Origin of the sequence: Burkholderia sp. HI2761 (genome assembly GCF_002223355.1) — a bacterium.
In the GTDB taxonomy this organism is placed as follows: Bacteria; Pseudomonadota; Gammaproteobacteria; order Burkholderiales; family Burkholderiaceae; genus Burkholderia.
The window spans coordinates 2,390,103-2,414,661 of record NZ_NKFN01000007.1 but is presented as its reverse complement, the minus strand read 5'-3'; the positions used below and the strand labels follow the sequence as shown (position 1 = coordinate 2,414,661).

The following is a 24,559-nucleotide window of genomic DNA, read 5'->3' as shown; positions in this document are numbered from 1 at the left end:
GGTCAGGCTCCCAGCGTCGCGGCCGCGTCGTGGATCGCGGCCCGGATGCGGGCGTAGGTCGCACAGCGGCAGAGGTTGCCGTTCATCGCGGCGTCGATGTCCGCGTCGGTCGGCTTCGGATTTTGTTCGAGCAGCGCGGTGGCCGACATGATCTGGCCGGACTGGCAATAGCCGCATTGCGGCACCTGCAGCTTGACCCATGCGGTCTGCACGGCCTGCGCGGGCTTGCTCTGCAGGCCTTCGATCGTGGTGACGTGCTTGCCGGCGATGCCGGCGAGCGGCAGCACGCACGAGCGGACGGCCTGGCCTTCGAGATGCACCGTGCACGCGCCGCACTGCGCCATGCCGCAGCCGAATTTCGTGCCGGTCAATCCCGCGTGTTCGCGAATCGCCCAGAGGACGGGCATCGACGGATCGGCGTCGAGGGTGACGTTCTTGCCGTTCAGGACAAACGAGGTGGGCATTTTGGTTGTCTCCGTGGGGAAAACCCGGCATGGGCCGGATTAGCGGGGAGTGTGCGCGAGCAGCCGGTTTTTGCGTCTACCCAATCCTGCAAATTTATTGAACAATCCTGCAAATCCCTCGCACGCCGCGAGCCGTTTCGCTATGCTCGCGCGACACGGGAAATCATTCGAGGATGCGTCATGGACATGACCGATATCGTGGCGTCGCGCGAATCCGGGCGGCGCGAACTGGCGTCGCTGATCGGCCGTTTCGCGCCGGCGGACGGCTCGCATTCGACGGCCGTGCCGGGTCTGATGCTGCATCGGCACACGCGGCCGGTCGATCTCGGCTGCGGCGTGTCGCGCGCCGCGCTGGTGATCGCCGCGCAGGGCGCGAAGCGCGTGATCGTCGCCGGCCACGCTTACGAATACGACACCCACAATTGCCTGATTACGTCGATCGACTTGCCGATCCTCTCGCGCGTGACGCGTGCGTCGGTGGACGAACCGTACCTGTGCCTGTCGCTGACGCTCGATCCGCAGCGCATCGTCGAGCTGGCGGCCGAGATGCGGCTGCCCGAGCCCGACGCGGGCCCGGAAGGCGAGGGGATCGCGCTCGCGGAGCTGACGCCGCCGCTGCTCGATGCGGCGTTGCGGCTGCTGCGGCTGCTCGATACGCCGGCCGACATCGCGGTCGTCGCGCCGCTGATCGAGAAGGAAGTGCTGTACCGGCTGATGACGAGCGGGCAGGGCACGCGGCTGCGGCACATGGCGATCGCCGGCAGCCAGACGCACCGGATCGCGCGTGCGATCGAATGGATCCGCGATCACTTCGCGGAGCCGATGCGCGTCGAATCGCTCGCGCAGGCGGTCAACATGAGCGTGTCGTCGCTGCACCATCATTTCAAGCACGTGACGACGCTGAGCCCGCTGCAGTACCAGAAGCAACTGCGGCTGCACGAGGCGCGGCGGCTGTTGCTGCGGCAGGGCGGCGACGTCGGATCGGTGGCGGCCGTCGTCGGCTACGAAAGTGCGTCGCAGTTCAGCCGCGAATACAGCCGGCTGTTCGGCGCGCCGCCGATGCGCGACGTCGTGCATCTGCGCAAGAAGGAACTGCTCGGCTGACGGGCGGCCGCCTGTATTTCGTGCGCCGTGGCGTACTGCTCGGTGCGAGCCGACATCAGTCAATCGGCATGCCATGAATGACGAAATCCCGCTGCATGCGGGCGCGGCCGGGTCGTGACCGTTCGGCGCGCGCGTTTGTGATTCATGCGTGAATCGTGGGGACAGGGGAAGCTCGCGTGGCGATCGCGGGATCGATACGGTTCGACACGGCGAAACGCGCGATGAATCAGGTTTTTACGAGACCGACGGCGTGAAAGGTGTCTTGGATCGGCATTTTCAAATAATGAGAATCAAGCGGATAAATGCTCGAAAACGTTTCTTCAATGAATTGCTCGCCTGGGATCCATGGGTGAAATGAGGTTGGTCGAATGGAATGAAAACGCTGGGCGCGATTTTGTCGAAATCGAGTGCTTGCATTTGTTTTAATTATTACGCCCGCAGCGTGCCGGATGGCAAGATTTTTCGCCGCATGATCGTGTGGGTATTTTCACGGATGAATCAAATTCGTTTCGTATTTCGGGGAGAACCCGTGTTCCGACCGTATCGGCGGCCGTGCGGTGCGAGGCATTGAGCGGCTGGCCCCCGTTTGCGGGGCGTAATGGACGGCTGCCGGCCTCCGCAACACGCGGTTCCTCAGCAGAAACGCGCGAACCGCGGGCCATGTGTCGGGAGACGGTTCTCAAGGTTGAAACAACCGTTCGCGGGGACGTCCGGCGCGCCTGGACGCGCCGGATTCGTCCGTCAAATCAAGGCATTGCGTCGCGGTGTTCAATGATCGCCGCCGCACGGGGGCCGTTATCGCGATACATTCCTGAAACGAAAAATGCCGTTCCCTGCGAAATGGTCGGGGCTGGCGGCCGCATGCCGCGCGCAATGCGCAGTGGAATATCGCATGGCATGCGGTTTGCGAGATGGGACGCACCGGCGAGCGGTCGACACGATGCAACGATGATGTGGGGGCGGCCAGTTCGTCACAAGCCAGTCGGGGAAGCGGCGATGAACACTATAAGCAGTGGCTTGATCCGCGCGTTTCTAGCGCACCATAGGGGTAGTCGGACTGATTGGGGTAGCGCTTGCGACGCAGTGCCAGCGTCGTCGGTAGCGCCTTGCCGATTTTCCGCCCTCCGCGCGCGTCGCGTGCTGGAGCGGGTGTCGTTTCGCGCGACAACCCGGCGACAGCGATGCTCGCCTTCATTCAGCGCTCCCGGATGGGGCACGCTGTTCGTGCCGGACAGCGTCGCGCCGATTCCTCTTCAACCGTGCAGAGCCGTTTCGATCGCGCCGGGCCAGTGCCGGCGCCGGCCGGATTAGATCGAACGCGCGTCGGCCGGGTTATCCGGAAGGCTTTTCTTCGTCAGCTCAGGGAGCAGACATGTCGTCTGGCTGCAATGCAGGCTCGTTGTCGCCCGGCTGAAGGGCGTATGTCGAGCGGGCGCTGCGTTTTGCGGTAGTCAATACATTCGCTGATTTTCAATTCCGGAAACGGGTGCCGGTGCCGGTATCTGTTTTGGGGCGGGGTATTGAAAATCGCGAGCCGGAAAGATGTGTGTGTAATTCCGGTGGATGTAATCGACGATGTTTTTGGTGAATTCAAATGTTCATAAAAATAATAGAAAACACCTACTCATAAATTTTTGGACAACTTAAAAACATAAAACTAGACTTCGGCTGGTCAAAAATAAAAATCCAATTCACGAGCCTGAAATAATTTATTTATTAGATAGCAATCCTTACTTTCAAGGATTGCTCGAGGCAGGAAGATTGATGGCGTGCGATCTTCCATGCTCATTCTCTCCACGCCGTTATGGAGTCGACCATGAAGAAGCTTCTGATTGCAGCAGCAGTTCTGGCGGTTTCGGGTGCAGCGTTTGCAGCGAGCGGCACGATCTCGAGCAGCAACTCGTCGAGCGGTGGCCAGACGATGGCCGGGGTCGCCGGGTTCGGCCACTTCACCGCAACCGATTCCGGCTCGGCACTCGGCGCAGCCGGCGCAATGGCCGGTGGCGGCAGCAGCGGTTCGATCTCGTACACGAACCACACGCAAACGTCGACGGTCGGCGGCTTCGGCTTCGGCGGCGCACAAGCAGGCGGCAGCAGCGGCGCGAACGCGGGCTCGACCGGCTGGACGTATCACCACTAAGCCGCGACGCGTAGCGTTCGTCATTGGCTGGCGGCACGGATGCCGGGTGTTGTTCCGCAAGGGCAGGCCCGGCTCCGCCACCGTCGAACTTCCTCACAGCAAGGAATTGCTATGAAAGCCAAAGTCATGTTAGCGACAGCGCTCACCGTCATTTCGTCCGCTGCGTTGGCGGCCGGATCGTCCACGACCAACCAGACGCAATCCGTTGCGGCGGGTGTTTCCGGTTCGGTGCTGGTCGGCTCCGGCAGCTATACCAGCAATTCGACCTCGACGGCCGGCGCGAATGCAGGAAGTACCGTGACACCCGCCGGCTCCGCCGGCACGGCGTCCGCTTTTCACAACTCGACTTCGACGGCCAGCGGCTCGGGCACGAACGGGGGCGCGTTCGCGGCGGGCGGCGGTATCGGTGCCGCGGGTTCGTTCGCCGGGAACGGCAGCACGAACGAGAACGCGAATGCGCTTTCGGGAGGGGTGACCGCCACGATCGTACTCGGCGCGAACCACTACACGGCCACGGGCGCGAACGACCACGGCATCGCCAACGCGGGCGCCGTGGGGTGGACGGGCAGTGGCGGGTCGGGCGCGATCGCGGGCTCGAATCACTACAACTCGTCGACCGTGTGGAGTACCGGTCCGGCCGGTTCGCCGTCCGCATCGGGCGGAAGCCAGGGAGACTCGAGCGCGACCGGGAGCAGTCATTAGTCAGGTGTGGGGGGACCAGTTTCCCAGCGACGCTGGTCTCTTTTCCGCATCGTTGTCACGTAAGGAGTTGGCATGAAGCAGAACCTGATTGCCGCCGCTCTGATGCTCGCGTCTCTGACGGCGTATGGCGCTGACCGTGCTGCCGATGGTGGGCAATCGAATATGCAGACGTCAAACAACCCTTCTCAGACAACCAAACCGTCAGAACAACAAACGCTTTCGTCGGGCAGTGCCATCGGCGGACCGGACACCCAGCAATGGCAGGGCATGTCGGCCGGCTCGTGGTCCCAGCTGGGCAGCGGCTGGAAGCAGTTCGGGGAAGCAGCGAAAACTGAAGGCATTCAGGGGAATTAGTACGGTTGCCTGGGTGGGAGGTCAAACCTCGTCCGGAGAGTGAAATGAACAGCAACAGGATCAAGGTGGCATGTGCGGCGATGTTCGCGATGACCACGATCGGCGCCCACGCGCAAACCGCCGATTCGACGTCGAGCGCGCAATCGTCGACATCGTCGACGGCGATCAGCCAGGGCGGCGGTTCGAGCATGAACACGAATACGACGAGTTCGCGCGGCGGGAATGCCACCAGTTCCAGCGGGGTGCGCGGCAGCGGCAATTCGAGCGTGAACGTCAACGTGACGATGCCGTCCGGCACCGCCGGCGGCAACGTGACGCCGCAGAGCACGAATGCGCTCGCGACCGGCGCGCCGGGCAGCAGCCCGTACAACACCCAGGCGACGGAAAACGTCAATTACTCCGGCACGCAGACGATCAAGACGAATCCGTCGATCCAGGCGCCCGGCCTCACGACCACGCTGTCCGATACCTGCATGGGCTCGGTGAGTGTCGGCGTGTCGTTCCCGGGGTTCGGCGCGACGGGCGGCACGACGCTTGTCGACCAGGCCTGCGTGCGGCGTCTCGATGCGCGTGAATTCCGTGCGATGGGCCTGACCGACGTGGCGCTCGCGCTGCTGTGCCAGAGCGATGCGAACCGACGCGCGGTGGAAGCGACCGGGCACCTGTGCCCGGGCACGACCGCGCCGCTCGCGCGTTCGAACGTGGCGCCCAGCGTCGAAGCGACCGTCGCGGACGACATCAAGTATCACGATCCGATCGTGCGCGACCGGATGGGCCTGCCGCCGCTCGGCTCGGCCGCGCCGGCGCCGGCGCCGACGCGCCCGATCGAGACGGCCTCGATGCGCGCTGCGCCGGTTTCGGTGCCGGTCCCGGTGCCGGTGCCGGCGATGGCGCCTGTCGCCGCCACGCCGGCAGTGGCGATGCCGGCCGTTGCCGCAGCCGCACCGGCGGTTGCAGCGCCGGCCGTGGCCGCCGCGGTCCCGGCCGCCGCGGCACCTGCGGCGGCTGCCGCGCCTGCCATCGCCGCCACCTCGCCCGCGGCATCGGTCGTACCGGCCGCCGCGATGGCCGCCGTGCCGGCAGTAGCCGTCATCGCCGCGCCGGCTGCGGCGGACAAGGCATCGCCGGCGCCTGCCGCACCGGTCGCCGATACGAAGGCGCCGAAGCCCGCGCAGACGGTCGCCGACAAGGCGCCGGCGCCTGCCCCGGCAGTTGCCGACAAGACCCCCGAGCCGGTGCCTGCCGTCGCGGACAGGACTCCCGAGCCCGTGCCTGCCGTCGCCGTCAAGACGCCCGAGCCTGCACACCCCGTCGCGGTCCAAGCACCGGAGCCGATGCCGGCCGCGACCGATCCGGTGCAGGCCGCAGGCGAGCCGGTTGCGGAACCGATGCCGGCGGCTGCCGTCGTCGCGGCGCCGGTTGCCGACGCGAAGGCTGCCGAGCCGGCGCCGGAGGCGACTGCCGCAGCGCCTGCACCGGCGGCCGCGCAGCCTGCCGTCGCCGCGATGCCCGCCGACATGCCGGAAGCGGATGCGAAAGTGCCGGACGCGGTCGAATCCGCGGCCGCGGCCGCTGCGTCGCCCGCAAACGTGCCGGCGCTGACCGATCCCGCGCAAGCGTTGTCGCCCGCCGCGGTCGATCAGCACGCTGCACCGGCCGCGCCGGCGCCGACCGTCATCTCGACGAGCACCTCGTCGTAGGCATGCGGCCGGTCTGCCGTGCGACCGGAGCACCGGGCGCACGGCCGCCGTCGGGCCCGATGCCCGACGGTCTTTTCCGGTTTGACGGGTGTTGTTCCCCTCCCCGAGGTCAACACCTCTTTTTGCGTGACGAGGATGCAAGGAGGCCTCAATCATGAGGATCTTTTTGGTCGCTTTGTGGCTGGCCAGCGCGCAGGCCGCTGCGCAGTCGGTTTTCCAGAATCCCGCGGTCTTCGTCATCCTGAGCGAGCAGACCCTCGCGAACGCCGCGAGCGTCCAGCAGGCGCTGTCGACGCTCGGCCGTGCCGACAACACGGCATGCGCGCCGATGATGATGATCGGCGATCCGCAGATGGTCTACATGATGCCGGAAGCCGGTCACGCGCCGTCGTGGCAATCGCCGGTGTACGGCCGCGGTGCGCCGTTCGACGCGCGGAACGGGCCGAAGTCGATCGGCAAGGCGGTCGGCGCGATGCAGCACACCGAGGACATGCGGACGCAGCCGTGGAGCGATGGCAGCGCGATCACGCAGAAGATCGCGGGCGAGTCGAGCGTCACGGCGGCGGACCGGGTGAACGACTGGCGGCACGCCGGGCTCGACAGGATCGAGACGGCCCGCGCGTCGGACGTGACGGTGAACGGCAAGACCTACCGCGCCTATCGCGACGATCTCAACGGAGCGGCGAAGCCCGTCATCGAGCCGCAGATCTACACGCAGCGCGTCGTGTTCTGCCGATAACGCGGCGCCGATTCGCGGACGCAGCGGCCCCGCGCCGCGGGGTCACGCGCTCCGCCACGCGCGACCGGGCAACGACCGCTCCGATACACAACCTTATGCGGCGAGGCAATCGTGAACCATTGCTGTCAGCTCGGCATGCCGGGCCCGCAGGATGTCGAACGGCAGGTGAGCACGCTGCCGCTCCTCGCGCTTCGGCGCACGCCCGTCGCGCCGTCGCGGCCGCTCGTCTACCTGTCGCGGCAGCACGATGCCGCGCTCGTCGATTCGCTCGCGTCGCGCGGCTGGGAAGTGTGGCGCGCAAAAACCGTGGCGGACGCGCTGAATCTCGTCAAGGCGAACCGTCCGCATGCGGGCATCGTCGATTTCGGCAGCTTCGCGTCTCCCGACGTCGCGTCGTTCGAGGCGCTGCTGCGTGACCCGCGCGTCGGCTGGGTCGCGCTCGTCGACGGCGAGCGGCTGCGCAACATCACGATCGCGCGGCTGATCCGCCATTGCTGCTTCGACTATGTGCGCAATGCGGCGGCCTACACGACGATCGGCTATCTCGTCGGCCATGCATACGGGATGCTCGAACTCGCGGACGGCGACCCGGCCGCGGAGCCGCCGCCGCTCGGCGGCGCGATGATCGGTGCGTGCGACGCGATGCGCCGGCTGTTCGCGACGATCCGCAAGGTCGCGAACACCGACGCGACCGTGTTCATTGCCGGCGAATCCGGCACCGGCAAGGAGCTGACGGCGGCGGCGATTCACCGGCAGTCGTCGCGTGCGGTCGCCGTGAACTGTGCGGCCATCCCGACGATGCTGCTGCAGGCCGAACTGTTCGGGCACGAGCGCGGCGCATTCACCGGCGCGCACCAGCGCAAGATCGGCCGCATCGAGGCCGCGCACGGCGGCACGCTGTTTCTCGACGAAATCGGCGACATGCCGTTCGAGAGCCAGGCGAGCCTGCTGCGGTTCCTGCAGGAGGGCAAGATCGAGCGGCTCGGCGGGCACGGGGCGATTCCGGTCGACGTGCGGATCGTGGCGGCGACCCACGTCGATCTCGACGCCGCGATGCAGGCCGGGCGATTCCGCGCCGACCTGTACTACCGCCTGTGCGTGCTGCGCATCGACGAGCCGCCGCTGCGCATGCGCGGCCGCGACATCATGCTGCTCGCCGATGACGTGCTGCGGCGCTATCGCGGCGACGGCTCGTACCGGATTCGCGGCTTCACGGCGTGCGCGATCGAGGCGATCCACAACTATCCGTGGCCCGGCAACGTGCGCGAGCTGATCAACCGGATCCGCTTCGCGGTCGTGATGACGAGCGGCCCGCTGATCTCGGCCGCCGATCTCGAGCTGCGCCCGTACACGTCGTTGCGGCTGCCGACGCTCGCCCAGGCGCGTCGGCAGGCCGAGCGGCACGCGATCGAGGAAACCCTGCGGCGTCACCGCCGCCAGCATGCGGACGCCGCGGCGGAGCTCGGCATCTCGCGCGCGACGCTGTACCGTCTGATGACCGCGCACGGGCTGCATGGCTGACGCGCCGCGGTGCGCGCGTGCGCTCAAGACCTCGCGGCGACGGCCGTTAAAACACGAAACGGCTCCGGCCGGAACGCGCGCATCGATCCGCGCGCACCCGGCACGCGGCGCATCACGCTTATCCGAGGTTACCGTGGCAGAGTGCAGTCAGTGCGGCAGGACGTTCCTGGTCGGCGGTCGGTCGATCGACGGCCGCCGCTATTGCAGTCCGGTGTGCGCGCAGGCGCATCCGGTCGTCGTCGAGGCCGACCGGGTGCCCGACGCGAAGGTCCGGCAGTACGTCGACGACTGGCGCTACGGGCCCTGTCCGATCTGCCTGCGCGAAGGGCAGCCGGTGGACGTCCACGCGTCGCATCGCGTCGTGTCGCTCGTATTCGTCACGCGCTGGGCGACGCGGCGCCACGTGTGCTGCCGCCGCTGCGGCCGCAGGAAGCAGGCGGTCGCGCTGCTCGCGTCGGCCACGCTCGGCTGGTGGGGGCTGCCATGGGGCATCGTGCTGACGCCGATCCAGCTCGCGCGCAACCTGCTGGGCCTGGCCGCGCGCGATCCCGAGGCCGCGACGCCGCAGTTCGAGGCGCTCGTGCGGCGCAAGCTGGCCGCCCGCCGGCTCGCGCGGGCGCAGCAGGGCGCCGGCGCCTGATCGCGTACTCAGGCCGGCCGGTCGAAGCCCGATGCGGCCCAGCGTTCGGCGCTGGCCTTGTTGAGCTTGAACCCGGCCGATACCTTCGCTTCGGCCAGCAGCTCGCCATACGGGTCGAACGCCTTGAGCTGCGCATACGGCTCGAACTCGTCCGGCACGATGTCGAGCGTCACCGACACGTCCTGTCCGGCTTCGTCCTGCACCGTCACTTCCTTGTGCAGGATCGCGCGCCGCTGCTGTTCGTGCCGCATCAGCACTTCGGTCGCGGTCTTCACGAGCGTGCGGAACGCGTTCGCGTCCATCGGCTTCGGGTTCTTCTTGTCGCGGCCCATGGTCCACGGCCCGACCAGCGCGGGCTCGGACTCGCCGTCCTTGACCATCTCGACGGCCCAGCCGTCGTCGTCTTCGTTCTTGATGATGCGGGCCGTCCAGCCGTTGTCGCGCCAGAGGCCGTCTTCGTGGATGGAGGTGTCGTCGGATTGCAGGTCGGAATCGGTCATGAGCAAAGCGGGGAGGTCGGGCAAGCCGGCAAGGGGCGGCGGCGCGCGGCCGGCATCGGCGCGTCGCTCGCCGCCGGCGGGCCGGGGTGGCATGCAAACGCGCAATTTTACCTGCTGGCCGGACGTGCGGCGCGCGATGCCGGCCATCGGGCCGATGCCGCGACGGGCGAGCGCCGGCCGCCGGACGTAGAACCGGCGCAAATATCAAACGCGTATTACGTCTTCGGCGGCCAATTCGTACGCCGTCCGATATCGCGCGCGTGCATACGTCCATAAAATCGACCGTCAGGCTAAAAATCGCCTGAATGCCCTTTCAACGCCCCACCGGTCGCGCGCGTTCCGCGCGGCGCGGCCGGTGAACCACCAGGAACTCCGCATGAGGAAATTCAATGTTCGCATCGTCTTCGCGTACGACTGGCCGTTGACGCTGGCCGGTATCGAGCAGATCGCAGGCGGCGCCTGCGCGATCGAGCTCGCCGCGGTCTACCGGAGCGCGGCCGAACTGGTCGCGTCGCTCGGCGGCGTCGATTGCGACGTCGTGCTGGTCGACTATGCGATTCCCGGCGACGCGCAGATGGACGGCCTCGCGCTGTTCGACTGGCTGCGCCGCACGCGGCCGAACGTCGGGATCGTCGCGCTGGTCGCGAACGAGAATCCGCTGATCTTCCGGTCGATCTCCGCGATCGGCGGCGTGAGCGTCGTCAGCAAGCTCGACGAGGTTGGCCACATCGTCACGGCGATCCATTCGAGCTACAGCGGCGCGGCCTACCTGTCGCCGTCCGTGCGCCGCGCGGTCGATGCGCTCGGCACGCGCGGCGACACGCCCGTGAAACTGTCGGCGCGCGAAATCGAGGTGATTCGCCTGTATCTGTCGGGCGTGCCGATCAAGACCATCGCGCAGCGCCTGAGCAAGGGCAAGCAGACGGTCAGCGCGCAGAAGATCAGCGCGATGAAGAAGCTCGGCGCGAGCAACGACGTCGAGTTGATTCAGCGCGCGGCGGGGCTGGGGCTCGGCAGCGGCGAGGCCGCGCTGCGGGCGGGCAACGCGGCGTGAGGGCGGGGCGGGGCGCCGTCAAGCCGGCAACGCGAACCGCGTCACCGCGTCGCGCAGCGCCTCGGCCTGATCGCGCAGCGAATGCGCGGCCGCCGCGGCCTGTTCGACGAGTGCCGCGTTCTGCTGCGTGACCTGATCCATCTCGCCCACCGCGCGGTTGACCTGCTCGATCCCGGCGCTCTGCTCGCGCGATGCGTGACTGATTTCGTCGAGGATCTCGTTCACGCGCCGCACCGACTGCACGATCTCGGCCATCGTTTCGCCCGCATGCGTGACGAGCGTCGCGCCGTGCTGGACCGTCTCGTTCGACGACACGATCAGCGACTTGATCTCCTTGGCCGCCGTCGCCGAGCGTTGCGCGAGCGAGCGCACTTCGGCCGCGACCACCGCGAAACCGCGGCCCTGTTCGCCCGCCCGTGCCGCTTCGACGGCCGCGTTCAGCGCGAGGATGTTGGTCTGGAACGCGATCCCGTCGATCACGCCGATGATGTCGCCGATCTTGTGCGAGCGGTCGGTGATCTCGTTCATCGTGCGCACGACGTCGTCGACCACCGCGCTGCCGCGCGTCGCGACCTGCGCGGCCTGGCCGGCGAGCGACGCGGCCTGCTCGGCGCTGTCCGCGTTCTGCTTCACGTTCGCGGTCATCTCGTCCATGCTCGACGCGGTCTGCACGAGCGCGGCCGCCTGTTCCTCGGTGCGCTGCGACAGGTCCGTGTTGCCGGAGGCGATCTCGCTCGCGCCGACGTTGATGTTCTCGGTGCCCGTCCGGACGCGCGACACCATGTCGATCAGCCCGCCCTGCATCGTGTGCAACGCATGCAGCAGGCTGCCGCGATCGTCGTGCTTCACGCTCACGCGGGCGGTCAGGTCGCCTTGCGCGATGCGCTGCGCGGCGTCGAGCGCCGTTTCGAGCTCGCCGCCGAGGCTCGCGCGCACGCTTTTCAGCACCAGCACCATCACGGCCGTCGCGATCGCGCCGAGCACGGCCGTCATCGCCAGCCAGCGGCCGATGCTCGCGAGCACCGCCGAGCGCACGTCGTTCATGTACATGCCGGTCACCAGATACCAGTCCCACGGCGCGAAGCGCTGCACGGCGCTGGTCTTCTCCTGCGGCTTGTCCGCACCCGGTTTCGGCCACAGATATTCGACGAAGCCCTTGCCGCCTTCCGCGTTGCCGGCCTTCACGATCTCGACGAACAGGTGCTGGCCGTTCGGGTCGGTGAAATTCGACACGTCCTTGCCGTTGAGCTCGGTCTTGATCGGATGCATCACGATCACCGGCTTCGAATCGTTGACGGAGATGTAGCCGTCGGCGCCGTGGCGCATCGCGGCGATCGCCTCGAGCGCCTTTTGCTTCGCGTCGGCTTCCGGCATCGCGTTCTGCTGCGACAGCTTGTAGTAATGGTCGGTCACGCTCGCGGCCTGCGCGACCAGCGACGCAAGCTGGTCGCGGCGGTCCGCGATCATCGACGCGCGGGTCTGCCATGCGCCGAGCCCGGCGATCACGAGCAGGCCGAGCCACAGGATGACGATCATCGAGGCGAGTTTCTGATTCAGGGAAAGGTTGCGCATGGTATGAGGTCGGTCAGTCGAGGAAGCTCGCCGGGACGGCGTGACGGGGTAAGTGTCTTGACGGCGCGCGATGCGCGTCGCCGTAGGCGGGAAATCCCTTAGACGCCGTCATTTCCCGATGCCCGCGACGCGGGCGCGGGCATCTATGCATATGCATAAAAGTGGCCGCTATACTGTCGGGCGATGGCGTATGCGTCGCGCCCGCACGGGCGGCGGCGCGACACCGAACGAAACCGAAAGGAGGCAACGATGCGGATTCTGGTGGTAGGGGCCGGCGCGGTCGGCGGGTACTTCGGCGGCCGGCTGGCCGCGGCGGGACGCGACGTGACGTTCCTGGTGCGCGACGGCCGCGCGGCCGCGCTTGCGCGCGACGGGCTGCTGATCCGCAGCCCGCGCGGCGACCTGACGCTCGCGAACGTGCAGACCGTGCGTGCGGGCGACGCGGGCGCCGGCGTCGCGCCGTTCGATCTCGTGCTGCTGAGCTGCAAGGCGTACAGCCTCGACGATGCGATTCTGTCGTTCGCCCCGTTCGTCGGCCCGCAGACGCTGATCCTGCCGATGCTCAATGGGATGCGCCATCTCGACGTGCTGCGCGAGCGCTTCGGCGCCGCCAGGGTGCTCGGCGGGTTGTGCGTGATCGCGGCGACGCTCGATCGCGAGCAGCGCATCGTGCACCTGAACGACACGCACGGCGTGTCGTTCGGCGAGCTTGCCGGCGGCGAATCGCCGCGCGTGCGCGCGGTGGCCGACGTGCTCGGCGGCGCGGGCTTCGACGCGACGCTCAGCGACGATATCGCCGCGCGGATGTGGGAGAAGTGGGTGTTCCTCGCGACGCTCGCCGCGAGCACGTCGCTGTTTCGCGGTTCGGTCGGCGACATTCTCGCCGCGCCGGACGGCCGCCGCCTGCTCGAAACGATGCTCGCCGAATGCAGCGCGATCGCCGAACACAACGGCTACCGGCCCGACTCGTCGGCCAGTGAGCGGATGCAGCGGATGGTGCTCACGCCGTCGCCGCTGACCGCGTCGATGCTGCGCGACGTCGAGAACCATGCGCGCGTCGAAGCCGATCACGTGATCGGCGACCTGCTCGCGCGGCGCGACCCGCAGGCGGCCGATGCGTTGTCGCTGCTGCGGATCGCGTACAACCATCTGAAGGCGTACGAGGTGCGCACGGCACGCGAGCACGCGGCGGCGTAAGCCGGCGCGGGCGACCAGCGCGGGCAGCCGTCCGCGCCATTGCGCGCCGCAACAAATTTGCCGTCCGGCGCCGTTCATGGCCGGATTGCGCAAAAAAGTATCGGAAATCAGGCGTAAAGTTGGTGGAATCGCGCGCTCGATCGACCTACATTGCTTCCCATGCGACCGGTCCGCATCGCCGTGCGAAACCGCCGGCGGACGCGCGAACGAGCCGAACAGGCCGGCCAGCGATACATGGGAATGGAGACGCCAACATGATGCACCCCGATCTCGAAGTGGTCGAAGTGCGACGCGACGAGTCGTTCAAGGTCTGGTCGCACGGCTATCCGTATCGCACGATCCGCTGGCATTTCCATCCCGAATTCGAGCTGCACCTGATCGTCGCGACGCGCGGCAAGTATTTCGTCGGCGATCACATCGGCTCGTTCGAGCCCGGCCATCTCGTGCTGCTCGGCCCGAATCTGCCGCACAACTGGGTCAGCGACATGGCCGAAGGCGAAACCGTCGAGCGGCGCAATCTCGTGATCCAGTTCGATCCGTCCTTCGTGCGCCGCTGCATGGACGCGTTTCCCGAATGTCGCGACGCGCAGACGCTGCTCGACGATGCGCGGCGCGGGGTCGGCTTCGACGCGGCGACGAGCGCCGCGATCGCACCGCTGTTCGACGCGTTGCTGACCGCGCGCGGCATGCGCCGCATCGCGCTGTTCATGACGATCCTCGAGCGGCTGTGCGGCGCGGCCGAACGCACGCTGCTCGCGAGCCCCGCATACGACCAGGCCGACGTCACGCCGACGCGGCTCAGTCACGCGCTGTCGTATATCGGCAAGAACCTCGCCTCCGAGCTGCGGGAATCCGATCTCGCGCAGCTGACCGGGCAGAGCGTCAGCGCGTTCTCGCGCGCGTTCCATCGCCACACGGGCATGCCGTTCGTCCAGTACGTGAATCGTCTGCGGATTGAATCCGCGTGCCAGATGCTGCTCGCCGACGACGCGAGCATCACCGACGTCTGTTTCCAGGCCGGCTTCAACAACGTGTCGAACTTCAACCGCCAGTTCCGCGCGGTGAAGGGGATGGCGCCGTCCGAATTCCGCGCGCTGCAGCGTCTGAACGCGCGCAGCCGCGAGCTGGCGCTGCATGCGGCGCCCACCGGCAATCCGCTGCCGCCGCGCGTGCTGACGCCCGGCGCACCCGAACTTGCGCCGCAGCCCGGATGATCCGCGGGCCGCCGCCCGCCCGAGTTTTCTCCGTCGTTTTACCCAGCCGATCGCGTCGCTCACGTCGCGAGGGGCGCATTCACCCACGAAAAAGCCGCACACAATTTTGGAGACACCGTCATGACGCACGCATCGCCCGCTTCATCCACCCGCCGCGCCGCCCGCGTGGCGACCGTTGCCGCGCTCGCCGTCGCGGCCCTGCTGCCCGCCGCCGCCGCGCAGGCCGCGCCGCTGCGCATCGGCATGACGTTCCAGGAACTGAACAACCCGTATTTCGTGACGATGCAGAAGGCGCTGAACGACGCGGCCGCGTCGATCGGCGCGCAGGTCGTCGTCACCGACGCGCATCACGACGTCAGCAAGCAGGTGAGCGACGTCGAGGACATGCTGCAGAAGAAGATCGACATCCTGCTCGTGAATCCGACCGATTCGACCGGCATCCAGTCGGCGATCACGCAAGCGAAGAAGGCGGGCGCGGTGGTCGTGGCCGTCGATGCGAACGCGAACGGCCCGGTCGATTCGTTCGTCGGCTCGAAGAATTACGACGCGGGCGTGATGTCGTGCGAATACCTCGCGAAGGCGATCGGCGGCAGCGGCGAGGTCGCGATCCTCGACGGCATTCCGGTCGTGCCGATTCTCGAACGCGTGCGCGGCTGCAAGGCCGGGCTCGCGAAATTCCCGAACGTGAAACTCGTCGACACGCAGAACGGCAAGCAGGAGCGCGCGACCGCGCTCTCGGTCACCGAAAACATGATTTCCGCGCATCCGAACCTGAAGGGCATCTTCAGCGTGAACGACGGCGGCTCGATGGGCGCGCTCGCCGCGATCGAGGGGTCCGGCAAGGACATCAAGCTGACGAGCGTCGACGGCGCACCCGAGGCGGTCGCCGCGATCCAGAAGCCGAACTCGAAGTTCATCGAGACGACCGCGCAGTTCCCGGCCGACCAGGTGCGCATCGCGCTCGGCATCGCGATCGCGCGCAAGTGGGGCGCGACGGTGCCGAAGGCGATCCCGGTCGACGTGAAGGTCGTCGATCGCGGCAACGCGAAGGGTTTCAGCTGGTGAGCGACGCGCGATACGACGCGAAGGGCGGCGGCGTGGCCGATGCCCTTCGCACGGAGAAGCCGATGGACACGATACTCAGGCTCAGCCACATCACGAAAAGCTTTCCCGGCGTGAAGGCGCTGTCCGACATTCATCTGGAGATCGCGCGCGGCGAGATCCATGCGCTGCTCGGCGAGAACGGCGCGGGAAAATCGACGCTGATGAAGATCCTGTGCGGCATCCACCAGCCGGATGCCGGCACGATCGAGATCGACGGCACCGCGCGCCATTTCGCGGACTATCACGACGCGGTCGCGGCCGGCGTCGGCATCGTGTTCCAGGAATTCAGCCTGATTCCGCACCTCGATGCCGTCGACAACCTGTTCCTCGGCCGCGAGCTGCGCACGCGCTGGGGCGCGCGCGACCGCAAGCGGATGCGTGCCGCGGCGGCGAGCCTTTTCGCGCGGCTCGGCGTGGCGATCGATCTCGATGCGCCGATCCGCGCGCTGTCGGTCGCGCAGCAGCAGTTCGTCGAGATCGGCAAGGCGCTGTCGCTCGACGCGCGCATCCTGATCCTCGACGAACCGACCGCGACGCTCACGCCGGCCGAGGCCGAGCACCTGTTCGCGATCATGCGCGAGCTTAAGCGGCAGGGCGTCGCGATGATCTTCATCTCGCATCATCTCGACGAAATTTTCGCGGTGTGCGATCGCATCACGGTGCTGCGCGACGGGCAGTACGTCGCGACGACCGACGTCGCGCGCACCGACGTCGAGCAACTGGTGCGGATGATGGTCGGCCGCCGGATCGAAAGCAGCTTTCCGCCGAAGCCGCCGCTGCCGGCCGACGCGCCGGTCGTGCTCGACGTCCATGCGCTGCAGATCGAGCGCGACGGCCCGGTGAACAGCTTCGCGCTGCGGGCCGGCGAGATCCTCGGCTTCGCGGGGCTGGTCGGCTCGGGCCGCACGGAAACCGTGCTCGCGGTGATCGGCGCGACGCGCGCGCATCGCAAGGAGTTGCGCGTACGCGGCGCGGCGGCGAAGCTCGCCGATCCGGCCGACGCGCTGCGCGCGGGCATCGGCATCCTGCCGGAAAGCCGCAAGACGGAAGGGCTCGTCACGTCGTTCTCGATCCGCGACAACATCTCCCTGAACAACCTCGGCAAGTACCGGTCGATGCGCTGGCTGATCGACCGGCGCGGCGAGGCGCGTACGACGCACGACGTGATGCGGCGCGTCGGCGTGAAGGCGCCGTCGATTCACACCGAGGTCGCGACGCTGTCCGGCGGCAACCAGCAGAAGGTCGTGATCGCGCGCTGGCTGAACCATCACACGTCGGTGCTGATCTTCGACGAGCCGACGCGCGGCATCGACGTCGGCGCGAAAGCCGAAATCTACGGGCTGATGCGCGAACTCACCGCGCGCGGCTACGCCATCATCATGATCTCGTCCGAACTGCCGGAAATCGTCGGCATGTGCGATCGCGTCGCCGTGTTCCGGCAGGGCCGCATCGAGGCGACGCTCGCCGGCGACGAGATCGATCCCGACACGGTCATGACCTATGCCACGGCCGGCACGCGAGGAGCGACCCATGAACCTGCCTGATTCTTCTTCCACGCCTTCCACGACGCTCGCGGCCACGGCCGGCGATGCGCCGCCGCCCCGCGCGATGTGGGCCCAATTGCGCCGCTCGACGCTGTTCTATCCGCTCGTGGGCCTCATCGTCGTGTGCATCGCGATGATGATCGCGAGCCCGAGCTTCCTGTCCGCCGCGAACCTCGAAAACGTGCTGCGCCAGGTCTCGATCAACGCGATCATCGCGGTCGGCATGACCTGCGTGATCCTGACCGGCGGGATCGACCTGTCGGTCGGCTCGGTGATGGCGCTGTCGGGCACGCTCGCGGCCGGGCTGATGGTCGCGGGCGTCAACGCGGTCGCCGCGCTGGCGATCGGCATCGCGGTCGGCCTCGGCTTCGGCTTCCTGAACGGCGTGTTCGTCGCGTTCGCGGGGATGCCGCCGATCATCGTCACGCTCGCGACGATGGGCATCGCGCGCGGCCTCGCGCTGATCTACACGGGCGGCTATCCGATCGACGGGCTGCCCGACTGGGTCGCGTTCTTCGGCAGCGGCAAGGTGCTCGGCATCCAGGCGCCGGTGCTGATCATGCTGGTGGTCTATGCGATCGCGTGGCTGTTGCTCGACCGGATGCCGTTCGGCCGCTACGTGTATGCGATCGGCGGCAACGAGCAGGCGACGCGGCTCACCGGCGTGCGGGTCGCGCGCGTGAAGCTGATCGTCTACACGCTGGCCGGCGTCACGTCGGCGCTGGCCGCGATCGTGCTGACCGGGCGCCTGATGAGCGGGCAGCCGAACGCCGGCGTGGGCTTCGAGCTCGACGCGATCGCGGCCGTCGTGATGGGCGGCACGTCGATCTCCGGCGGGCGCGGCGCGATTCTCGGCACGCTCGTCGGTGCGCTGCTGCTCGGCGTGCTCAACAACGGGCTCAACATGATCGGCGTGAACCCGTATGTGCAGAACGTGATCAAGGGCGGAATCATCCTGCTCGCGATCTACATCAGCCGCGAGCGATCGCGGTAACGATCAATCCATCAGTCATCCGAATAAATTTGAAGAGAGACAACTCATGACGACACCCGAAGCCCCGCCGCGCATGACCGCGGTCGTCTGCCACGGCCCCGAGGACTATCGCGTCGAACAGGTCGCGAAGCCGCACCCCGGGACGAACGAACTCGTGATCCGCATCGCCGCGTGCGGCATCTGCGCGAGCGACTGCAAGTGCTATACCGGCGCCAAGATGTTCTGGGGCGGACCGAGCCCGTGGGTGAAGGCGCCGGTGATTCCCGGCCATGAATTCTTCGGCTATGTCGAAGCGCTCGGCGACGGCGCGGCCGAGCATTTCGGCGTGGCGATGGGCGACCGCGTGATCGCCGAGCAGATCGTGCCGTGCGGCAAGTGCCGCTATTGCAAGTCGGGGCAGTACTGGATGTGCGAGGTGCACAACATCTTCGGCTTCCAGCGCGAGGTCGCCGACGGCGGCATGGCCGAGTACATGCGCATTCCGCCGACCGCGATCGTCCACAAGATCCCGCTCGGCGTATCGCTCGAGGATGCGGCGATCATCGAGCCGCTGTCGTGCGCGATCCATACGGTGAACCGCGGCGACGTCCAGCTCGACGATGTCGTCGTGATCGCGGGCGCGGGCCCGCTCGGGCTGATGATGACGCAGGTCGCGCACCTGAAGACGCCGAAGAAACTCGTCGTGATCGACCTGATCGACGAACGGCTCGAACTCGCGCGGCAGTACGGCGCCGACGTGACGATCAACCCGCGACGCGACGACGCGCGCGAGATCGTCCGCTCACTCACCGACGGCTACGGCTGCGACGTCTACATCGAGACGACCGGCGCACCGGTCGGCGTGAACCAGGGGCTCGAGCTGATCCGCAAGCTCGGCCGCTTCGTCGAATTCAGCGTGTTCGGCGAGGATGCGACCGTCGACTGGTCGATCATCGGCGACCGCAAGGAGCTCGACGTACGCGGCGCGCACCTCGGGCCATACTGCTATCCGGTCGCGATCGACCTGCTCGCGCGCGGGCTCGTCACGTCCAAGGGCATCGTCACGCACGGTTTCGCGCTCGAGGATTGGGACGACGCGATCCGCGTCGCGAAATCGCCCGAATCGATCAAGGTGCTGCTGAAGCCGGCCCGCTGACGGCCGGCGTGCGCCTCACCGGAGACATCATGGAATACGTCATAGGCGTCGACATCGGCACGCAGAGCACCAAGGCGCTGCTCGTCGACCGGCACGGCACGATCGTCGCGCGGCGCTCGGCCGGCTACCAGCCCGATACGCCGCGCCCGCTGTGGGCCGAGCAGTGGCCGCAGGTGTGGTTCGACGCGGTGCTCGAATGCATCGCGGGCTGCGTGAGCGACGCGCGCGCGCAGGGCGTGCCGGCCGATGCGATCCGCGCGGTGTGCGTGAGCAGCCTGTACGGCGGTTCGGGCATCCCGGTCGACATCGACATGCGGCCGTTGCATCCGTGCCTGATCTGGATGGACCGGCGCGCGACCGCGGAAGTCGACTGGGTCGACGAGCACGTGAACGTCGAGCGGCTGCGCGTGATCACCGGCAACGGCGTCGACAGCTATTACGGGTTCACCAAGATGCTGTGGCTGCGCGACCAGCGGCCGGACGTATGGGCGAACGTGCGCTATTTCCTGCCGCCGAACGCGTACGTGATCTACCTGCTGACCGGCGAAGTGGCGGTCGATCACAGTTCGGCCGGCAATATCGGCGGCGTGTACGACGTCGCGCGTCGCGAGTGGTCCGACGATGCGCTCGACATGCTCGGCATTCCGGCGACGATGATGCCCGAGCGGCTGGTCGATTCGACGGACGTCGTCGGCGGGTTGCTGTCGCAATGGACCGCGCAGCTCGGGCTGCCGGCCGGCACGCCCATCGTCGCGGGCGGCGTCGATGCGGCGGTGGCGACCTTCGCGGCGGGCGCGACGCGTACCGGGCAACACGTCGCGATGATCGGCACCAGCATGTGCTGGGGCTACGTGAACCGGCACGTCGATGCGCGACATGGCCTCGTCAGCATGCCGCACGTGTTCGACGGGCAACGCGACCTGTACGTGTTCGGCGGCGCCATCACGGCCGGCGCGTCGGTTGCGTGGTTTCGCGACCAGTTCTGCCATGCGGAAATCGATGCGGCACGCTTGCTGCCGCATGGCGATCCGCACGTGCTGCTCGAGGAAGCGGCCGAAAGTGTGCCGGTCGGCGCCGACGGCGTGCTGTTCCTGCCGTATCTGATGGGCGAGCGCAGCCCCGTATGGGATGCGAAGGCGAGCGGCGCATTCGTCGGGCTGAGTCTCGCGCATACGCGTGCGCATCTTTACCGTGCGGTGCTCGAAGGCGTCGCGTTCGCGTTGCGCCACAACATCGAGGCCGGCCGCCGTGGCGCGGTGGCGCTGGACGGTCGATTGATCGTCGTCGGCGGCGCCGCGCATTCGGCGCTGTGGATGCAGATCATCGCGGACGTGACGGGTTTTCCGGTGTGGACGATCGAGCAGGACGTCGAAGCCGCGATGGGCGCTGCATTGCTCGCGGGTGTCGGCGCAGGGCTCGTATCGCGCGATGACGCGCAAGGCGGCTGGGTCACGCTCGTCGAGCGCGCACGGCCCGATGCCGACCGCGCGAAAACGTACGATGCGCGTTTTTCGCTCTACACGGCGCTGTATCCGGCACTCAAGCCGATCATGCACAGGCTGGGCACATCATCATGAACACACGATTCGATTTCGGCGGGTCAACGGTGCTCGTCACCGGCGCATCGAGCGGAATCGGCCGCGCGTGCGCGGTCGCGCTGGCGCATGCAGGCGCGCGCGTCGTCGCGGCGGGGCGCGACATGGCCGCGCTCGACGCGCTCGCCGGCGAGATTGCGTGCGATACGTTGCGCATGGACGTCGGCGGCGACGAACACGCGATCGATGCCGCACTCGCCGCGTACGATGCGTTCGACGGCCTCGTCAATTGCGCGGGGATCGCGTCGCTCGAACCGGCGCTCGATGTCGGCGCCGCGCATTTCGATCGCGTGATGGCCGTCAATGCGCGCGGCGCGGCGCTCGTCGCGCGGGCCGTCGCCCGAAAGATGATCGAGCGCGACGCACGCGGCGCGGCGAACGCGCGGGGCAGCATCGTCAACGTGTCGAGTCAGGCAGCGCTCGTCGGCCTGCCCGCGCATCTGAGCTATTGCGCATCGAAGGCGGCGATGGACGCGATCACGCGCGTGCTGTGCATCGAACTCGGGCCGCACGGCATTCGTGTGAACAGCGTCAACCCCACCGTCACGCTCACGCCGATGGCGCAGTTCGCGTGGAGCGAACCGGAGAAGCGGGCGCCGATGCTGGCCGCGATTCCGCTCGGCCGATTCGCGGAGCCGGACGAAGTTGTCGAACCGATCCTGTTTTTGCTGAGCGATGCGGCGTCGATGATCAGCGGCGTGTCGCTGCCGATCGACGGCGGGTATACGGCGCGCTAGATTCCGTCACGGCACTAGCGGGTCGCGCTCACGGAGCGGCCGGCGCACGGCTAGACCGGATCCTTGCTCGGTGGTTCGTCCGGCTGCTGCGGGTTGTCGTGATGACCGGGCGGCGACGAGAACGGATCGTTTTCCGGATCGCGGTTCGGGTCGGCCGGTGGCTCGGGCGTCGGGGTCGTGTGGTCGCTCATGGAGAACTCGCGCAGTGCGTGACGGCGGTGGCGCGGCGGACGCGCCTCGTCTCCGTTATAGCCAATCGGGCGCGTGTTTGCAGCGGGATTCTGCGGCAGGTCGTCGATCGTCGGAGAAATCCGCCTATTGGCGGTGTTCGTGCGGGATCTTGCGGGCCCGTGCAATCGCGGTCAGCGCAAATCCGCCGGTGTATCGACGTCGCGCAGAATGCCGGGGTCGTCGACGTCGAGCAGTGTCACCGGCGCGCTGGCGAACAGCGCGCGGGCGCCCGTGTCGCCGTCGAGGGCGGCGAGCGCATCGAAGTGATGCGCGGCGAAACCGACCGGATGGCCGCGCACGCCTCGGTGCGCGGGCGCGACGATCGACGCGTCCTCGGCTTCGAGCGCGCGTGTGACCGTTTCGTAAGTGGAAGCCGCGATCCACGGCATGTCGGCGAGCGCGACGAGCCAGCCGCTCGCGTCGGGCGTCGTGCGGACGCCGGCCGCTAGGCTCGCGCCCATGCCGCGCAACGCGTCGGGTGCATAGACGACCTGACAGCCGGCTTCGTTCAGCAGAATCGCAAGCGTTTCGGCGCCGGGACGCACGACGGCGATCACATCGGCGGTGGCGGCCGCGAGACGGCGGGCGGCGGCGACCGCAACCGGCGTGCCGTCGGGAAGCCGTGCGAGCAGCTTGCTGTGCAGGCCGCTCGGGTCGAAGCGTTGACCAAGGCCGCCGGCGAGCAGGACGCCGGTGGCGAGTGACGCATAGGACATCGGCGCGAGGGGAGTGAGGCAGGTGCTGCGATTGTGCGGGAGCACACGGGGATCGGCAAGTGAGGATGTTACCGAGTCACGCGTGTCGGATCGGGAAAACCGTCATCGCGATGCTTCGTCGAGCATGCTTTCCTCGACAGGACCGTAAATTGCGTGCGATTCGTTCTGCATGACGGCCCAATAGCGATCGCCGAACGACCAGTGCCACCATTCGGACGGGTAATTCGTGAAGCCGGCGTGAGTCAGTGCGTCGATCAGGGTCTGCCGGTTTCGCGCGGCCGGGCGGCTGATGAATGCGTTGTGCGTGTAGCACGCGCCGGATGATTCCTGGTCGGTGGCGTCGAGTATGCACCCCATGTCGAGTTCGGTACCGTCGACGGTCATCAGCGTCAGGTCGATGGCAGCGCCGGTCGGATGGCCCGCGACTTCGGGCGGTGCGACATAGTGGCTTGCGAGTTCGTACAGGGCTTCGTCGGACGGCAGCGGATTCAGCGTTCGGCGCAGGTGCGCGAGGTGGCCGGTGAAATAGTCGCGTTGCAGCGACAGCGGACGATAGCCTTCCTTCACGTACAGGCGCAGGCCGGCAGGGAGCGTGTGCGCGGCGGTGGCCAGCCGTTCGGCGACGCCGCGGCGCACTTTCAGGAAATGCGGGCTCGTGTTTTCGACGTGAGCGCGACTCAGGTCGACGGCGATGCGGTCATGGAAGGTGGCGAGATCGACGAACCCTTCGTGCGACTCCTGCAGGGCGATTGACCGGACGGCGGGATCGGAGAGCGGTATCACGGTAGCGGGCAAATGGCGCGAGGACGGTTGCGGGCCACGAGCCGATGTCGAGTGAGGCGGCCGCGGTCGTTTTGGTCAGACGAATCGCCAATATGCCAGAGTTGGGCGAAAGGCGCGCCACGGTTCGACCCGCCGGCGGGCAATGCTCACCAGAGCGTCTTGACGTGCGCGTACGCGCGGATTTTTTCGTCGCGGGTGACGAGCGGTGCGCCGAGCCGCCGCGCGGTCGCGACGATCATGCGATCGGCCGGATCCTTGTGGAACGTGCCGGGCAGATCGGTGGATTTCGCGGCGATGTCCGCATCGACCGGCACGAAGCGCATGCCGTCGATTTGCGCGACGGTGGCGAGCCACGCGTCGACATCCATCGTCAGTGCGAGGCGGTCGTTGCGCACCAGCATCGCAATCTCCCACGCGGAGATGGCGGATGCGGCGAGCGCGCCTTCGCTGCGTGCACGATCGATCGCGCTTCGCGCCTTCCTGCTGAGCGCAGGGTCGCCCGCTACCCACCACACCAATGCATGCGTATCCAGCACGATCACCGCGACGCCTCCCAATCATCTTCCGCAATCGGATCGAGAGGATTGTCGTAGCGCATGACCGAACCGCGCAATATGTCCAACGGCTGAGCTTCGCGCGAGCGATACGGCCGGATCTCGAGCGTCGGTTTGCCGTGGTCGGTGACGATCAGGCTTTCGCCAGACGCCTCGACGAGCCGGAAGTATTCGAGTGCGCGAGCCTTGAATTCGGATTTCGATACGGGAGCGTGCGGCATCATGATATGAGCATGGTCATTTGACGATGGTCATTTTAGACCCG

The 24,559-nt window shown here is 67.4% G+C and carries 25 protein-coding genes; 17 read left to right on the top strand and 8 right to left on the bottom strand.

Going from position 1 to position 24,559, the window contains the following annotated elements:
• Positions 1 to 2: 2 nt before the first annotated feature.
• Complete coding sequence (locus tag CFB46_RS28590; RefSeq protein ID WP_027781106.1) at positions 3 to 464, bottom strand: (2Fe-2S)-binding protein; 462 nt, start codon at positions 462 to 464, stop codon at positions 3 to 5.
• A gap of 180 nt (positions 465 to 644) precedes the next feature.
• Between CFB46_RS28590 and CFB46_RS28585 the strand changes: the two genes are divergently transcribed.
• From CFB46_RS28585 to CFB46_RS28540, 8 genes are all read left to right on the top strand, one after another.
• Positions 645 to 1,568 carry an AraC family transcriptional regulator gene (locus tag CFB46_RS28585; protein ID WP_027781105.1) on the top strand — a complete coding sequence of 308 codons (924 nt, stop codon included), beginning with the start codon at positions 645 to 647 and terminating at the stop codon, positions 1,566 to 1,568.
• Positions 1,569 to 3,384: 1,816 nt separating this feature from the next.
• Positions 3,385 to 3,708, top strand: a complete 324-nt coding sequence (locus CFB46_RS28570) for a hypothetical protein (protein ID WP_027781104.1) — start codon at positions 3,385 to 3,387, stop codon at positions 3,706 to 3,708.
• A gap of 111 nt (positions 3,709 to 3,819) precedes the next feature.
• A complete protein-coding gene (locus tag CFB46_RS28565) occupies positions 3,820 to 4,410 on the top strand; it encodes a hypothetical protein (RefSeq protein WP_089502070.1) in 591 nt (196 codons plus the stop codon).
• A 72-nt stretch (positions 4,411 to 4,482) separates the two neighbouring features.
• On the top strand, positions 4,483 to 4,764 hold the full coding sequence (locus tag CFB46_RS28560) for a hypothetical protein (RefSeq protein WP_089502069.1): 282 nt from the start codon (positions 4,483 to 4,485) through the stop codon (positions 4,762 to 4,764).
• Between the two features lie 44 nt (positions 4,765 to 4,808).
• Positions 4,809 to 6,464 (top strand): chemotaxis protein CheA, encoded by a 1,656-nt coding sequence (locus CFB46_RS28555; RefSeq protein ID WP_089502068.1) that lies wholly within the window; start codon positions 4,809 to 4,811, stop codon positions 6,462 to 6,464.
• A gap of 154 nt (positions 6,465 to 6,618) precedes the next feature.
• Complete coding sequence (locus CFB46_RS28550) at positions 6,619 to 7,203, top strand: hypothetical protein (RefSeq protein WP_089502067.1); 585 nt, start codon at positions 6,619 to 6,621, stop codon at positions 7,201 to 7,203.
• 135 nt (positions 7,204 to 7,338) lie between these two features.
• Complete coding sequence (locus CFB46_RS28545) at positions 7,339 to 8,724, top strand: sigma-54 dependent transcriptional regulator (RefSeq protein ID WP_089502066.1); 1,386 nt, start codon at positions 7,339 to 7,341, stop codon at positions 8,722 to 8,724.
• 133 nt (positions 8,725 to 8,857) lie between these two features.
• A complete protein-coding gene (locus tag CFB46_RS28540; protein ID WP_089502065.1) occupies positions 8,858 to 9,364 on the top strand; it encodes a hypothetical protein in 507 nt (168 codons plus the stop codon).
• A gap of 8 nt (positions 9,365 to 9,372) precedes the next feature.
• Here the strand turns inward: CFB46_RS28540 and CFB46_RS28535 are convergent, their stop codons facing one another.
• Positions 9,373 to 9,864, bottom strand: a complete 492-nt coding sequence (locus CFB46_RS28535) for a hypothetical protein (protein WP_089502064.1) — start codon at positions 9,862 to 9,864, stop codon at positions 9,373 to 9,375.
• A 376-nt stretch (positions 9,865 to 10,240) separates the two neighbouring features.
• Here CFB46_RS28535 and CFB46_RS28525 point away from each other — a divergent pair, with 376 nt between their 5' ends.
• Positions 10,241 to 10,918, top strand: a complete 678-nt coding sequence (locus CFB46_RS28525; RefSeq protein ID WP_027781096.1) for a response regulator transcription factor — start codon at positions 10,241 to 10,243, stop codon at positions 10,916 to 10,918.
• A gap of 18 nt (positions 10,919 to 10,936) precedes the next feature.
• On the opposite strand, the gene CFB46_RS28520 is transcribed toward CFB46_RS28525, so the two are convergent.
• Positions 10,937 to 12,490 (bottom strand): methyl-accepting chemotaxis protein, encoded by a 1,554-nt coding sequence (locus CFB46_RS28520; RefSeq protein WP_027781095.1) that lies wholly within the window; start codon positions 12,488 to 12,490, stop codon positions 10,937 to 10,939.
• A 249-nt stretch (positions 12,491 to 12,739) separates the two neighbouring features.
• Between CFB46_RS28520 and panE the strand changes: the two genes are divergently transcribed.
• The 8 genes from panE to CFB46_RS28480 all read left to right on the top strand — a co-directional run bounded on the left by panE (position 12,740) and on the right by CFB46_RS28480 (position 22,010).
• On the top strand, positions 12,740 to 13,687 hold the full coding sequence (panE, locus tag CFB46_RS28515; RefSeq protein ID WP_027781094.1) for a 2-dehydropantoate 2-reductase: 948 nt from the start codon (positions 12,740 to 12,742) through the stop codon (positions 13,685 to 13,687).
• 254 nt (positions 13,688 to 13,941) lie between these two features.
• Positions 13,942 to 14,901: an AraC family transcriptional regulator gene (locus CFB46_RS28510; protein ID WP_027781093.1), complete on the top strand. Its 960-nt coding sequence runs from the start codon at positions 13,942 to 13,944 to the stop codon at positions 14,899 to 14,901.
• A 120-nt stretch (positions 14,902 to 15,021) separates the two neighbouring features.
• Positions 15,022 to 15,966, top strand: a complete 945-nt coding sequence (locus tag CFB46_RS28505; RefSeq protein ID WP_089502062.1) for a substrate-binding domain-containing protein — start codon at positions 15,022 to 15,024, stop codon at positions 15,964 to 15,966.
• A 62-nt stretch (positions 15,967 to 16,028) separates the two neighbouring features.
• Positions 16,029 to 17,549 carry a sugar ABC transporter ATP-binding protein gene (locus CFB46_RS28500; protein WP_089502399.1) on the top strand — a complete coding sequence of 507 codons (1,521 nt, stop codon included), beginning with the start codon at positions 16,029 to 16,031 and terminating at the stop codon, positions 17,547 to 17,549.
• A complete protein-coding gene (locus CFB46_RS28495; protein ID WP_006485854.1) occupies positions 17,536 to 18,543 on the top strand; it encodes an ABC transporter permease in 1,008 nt (335 codons plus the stop codon). Before CFB46_RS28500 ends, CFB46_RS28495 begins: the two co-directional genes overlap by 14 nt.
• Before the next feature lie 46 nt (positions 18,544 to 18,589).
• Complete coding sequence (locus CFB46_RS28490; protein WP_089502061.1) at positions 18,590 to 19,678, top strand: alcohol dehydrogenase catalytic domain-containing protein; 1,089 nt, start codon at positions 18,590 to 18,592, stop codon at positions 19,676 to 19,678.
• 29 nt (positions 19,679 to 19,707) lie between these two features.
• Complete coding sequence (locus CFB46_RS28485; RefSeq protein WP_089502398.1) at positions 19,708 to 21,255, top strand: FGGY-family carbohydrate kinase; 1,548 nt, start codon at positions 19,708 to 19,710, stop codon at positions 21,253 to 21,255.
• Positions 21,252 to 22,010 (top strand): SDR family oxidoreductase, encoded by a 759-nt coding sequence (locus CFB46_RS28480; protein ID WP_089502060.1) that lies wholly within the window; start codon positions 21,252 to 21,254, stop codon positions 22,008 to 22,010. Before CFB46_RS28485 ends, CFB46_RS28480 begins: the two co-directional genes overlap by 4 nt.
• A gap of 50 nt (positions 22,011 to 22,060) precedes the next feature.
• Here CFB46_RS28480 and CFB46_RS36095 read toward each other — a convergent pair whose 3' ends face one another.
• The 5 genes from CFB46_RS36095 to CFB46_RS28460 form a co-directional block, all read right to left on the bottom strand.
• Positions 22,061 to 22,201, bottom strand: coding sequence for a hypothetical protein (locus CFB46_RS36095; protein WP_175888605.1), 141 nt, complete (start codon positions 22,199 to 22,201; stop codon positions 22,061 to 22,063).
• A 171-nt stretch (positions 22,202 to 22,372) separates the two neighbouring features.
• Positions 22,373 to 22,957 (bottom strand): nucleotidyltransferase family protein, encoded by a 585-nt coding sequence (locus tag CFB46_RS28475; protein ID WP_089502059.1) that lies wholly within the window; start codon positions 22,955 to 22,957, stop codon positions 22,373 to 22,375.
• A 102-nt stretch (positions 22,958 to 23,059) separates the two neighbouring features.
• Positions 23,060 to 23,740, bottom strand: a complete 681-nt coding sequence (locus CFB46_RS28470) for a M15 family metallopeptidase (protein ID WP_256980695.1) — start codon at positions 23,738 to 23,740, stop codon at positions 23,060 to 23,062.
• 146 nt (positions 23,741 to 23,886) lie between these two features.
• The gene (locus CFB46_RS28465; RefSeq protein ID WP_034206140.1) at positions 23,887 to 24,282 is read right to left on the bottom strand and encodes a type II toxin-antitoxin system VapC family toxin; all 396 of its coding nucleotides are present in this window, start codon (positions 24,280 to 24,282) and stop codon (positions 23,887 to 23,889) included.
• Positions 24,279 to 24,518 carry a type II toxin-antitoxin system Phd/YefM family antitoxin gene (locus CFB46_RS28460; protein WP_021158157.1) on the bottom strand — a complete coding sequence of 80 codons (240 nt, stop codon included), beginning with the start codon at positions 24,516 to 24,518 and terminating at the stop codon, positions 24,279 to 24,281. Before CFB46_RS28460 ends, CFB46_RS28465 begins: the two co-directional genes overlap by 4 nt.
• Between the last annotated feature and the right edge of the window lie 41 nt (positions 24,519 to 24,559).

Bases quoted from the DNA above. Each gene is read 5' to 3' on its own strand.
- CFB46_RS28590 (WP_027781106.1), bottom strand. From the start codon at position 464: ATGCCCACCTCGTTTGTCCTGAACGGCAAGAACGTCACCCTCGACGCC.
- CFB46_RS28585 (WP_027781105.1), top strand. From the start codon at position 645: ATGGACATGACCGATATCGTGGCGTCGCGCGAATCCGGGCGGCGCGAA.
- CFB46_RS28570 (WP_027781104.1), top strand. From the start codon at position 3,385: ATGAAGAAGCTTCTGATTGCAGCAGCAGTTCTGGCGGTTTCGGGTGCA.
- CFB46_RS28565 (WP_089502070.1), top strand. From the start codon at position 3,820: ATGAAAGCCAAAGTCATGTTAGCGACAGCGCTCACCGTCATTTCGTCC.
- CFB46_RS28560 (WP_089502069.1), top strand. From the start codon at position 4,483: ATGAAGCAGAACCTGATTGCCGCCGCTCTGATGCTCGCGTCTCTGACG.
- CFB46_RS28555 (WP_089502068.1), top strand. From the start codon at position 4,809: ATGAACAGCAACAGGATCAAGGTGGCATGTGCGGCGATGTTCGCGATG.
- CFB46_RS28550 (WP_089502067.1), top strand. From the start codon at position 6,619: ATGAGGATCTTTTTGGTCGCTTTGTGGCTGGCCAGCGCGCAGGCCGCT.
- CFB46_RS28545 (WP_089502066.1), top strand. From the start codon at position 7,339: ATGCCGGGCCCGCAGGATGTCGAACGGCAGGTGAGCACGCTGCCGCTC.
- CFB46_RS28535 (WP_089502064.1), bottom strand. From the start codon at position 9,864: ATGACCGATTCCGACCTGCAATCCGACGACACCTCCATCCACGAAGAC.
- CFB46_RS28525 (WP_027781096.1), top strand. From the start codon at position 10,241: ATGAGGAAATTCAATGTTCGCATCGTCTTCGCGTACGACTGGCCGTTG.
- CFB46_RS28520 (WP_027781095.1), bottom strand. From the start codon at position 12,490: ATGCGCAACCTTTCCCTGAATCAGAAACTCGCCTCGATGATCGTCATC.
- panE (WP_027781094.1), top strand. From the start codon at position 12,740: ATGCGGATTCTGGTGGTAGGGGCCGGCGCGGTCGGCGGGTACTTCGGC.
- CFB46_RS28510 (WP_027781093.1), top strand. From the start codon at position 13,942: ATGATGCACCCCGATCTCGAAGTGGTCGAAGTGCGACGCGACGAGTCG.
- CFB46_RS28505 (WP_089502062.1), top strand. From the start codon at position 15,022: ATGACGCACGCATCGCCCGCTTCATCCACCCGCCGCGCCGCCCGCGTG.
- CFB46_RS28500 (WP_089502399.1), top strand. From the start codon at position 16,029: ATGGACACGATACTCAGGCTCAGCCACATCACGAAAAGCTTTCCCGGC.
- CFB46_RS28495 (WP_006485854.1), top strand. From the start codon at position 17,536: ATGAACCTGCCTGATTCTTCTTCCACGCCTTCCACGACGCTCGCGGCC.
- CFB46_RS28490 (WP_089502061.1), top strand. From the start codon at position 18,590: ATGACGACACCCGAAGCCCCGCCGCGCATGACCGCGGTCGTCTGCCAC.
- CFB46_RS28485 (WP_089502398.1), top strand. From the start codon at position 19,708: ATGGAATACGTCATAGGCGTCGACATCGGCACGCAGAGCACCAAGGCG.
- CFB46_RS28480 (WP_089502060.1), top strand. From the start codon at position 21,252: ATGAACACACGATTCGATTTCGGCGGGTCAACGGTGCTCGTCACCGGC.
- CFB46_RS36095 (WP_175888605.1), bottom strand. From the start codon at position 22,201: ATGAGCGACCACACGACCCCGACGCCCGAGCCACCGGCCGACCCGAAC.
- CFB46_RS28475 (WP_089502059.1), bottom strand. From the start codon at position 22,957: ATGTCCTATGCGTCACTCGCCACCGGCGTCCTGCTCGCCGGCGGCCTT.
- CFB46_RS28460 (WP_021158157.1), bottom strand. From the start codon at position 24,518: ATGATGCCGCACGCTCCCGTATCGAAATCCGAATTCAAGGCTCGCGCA.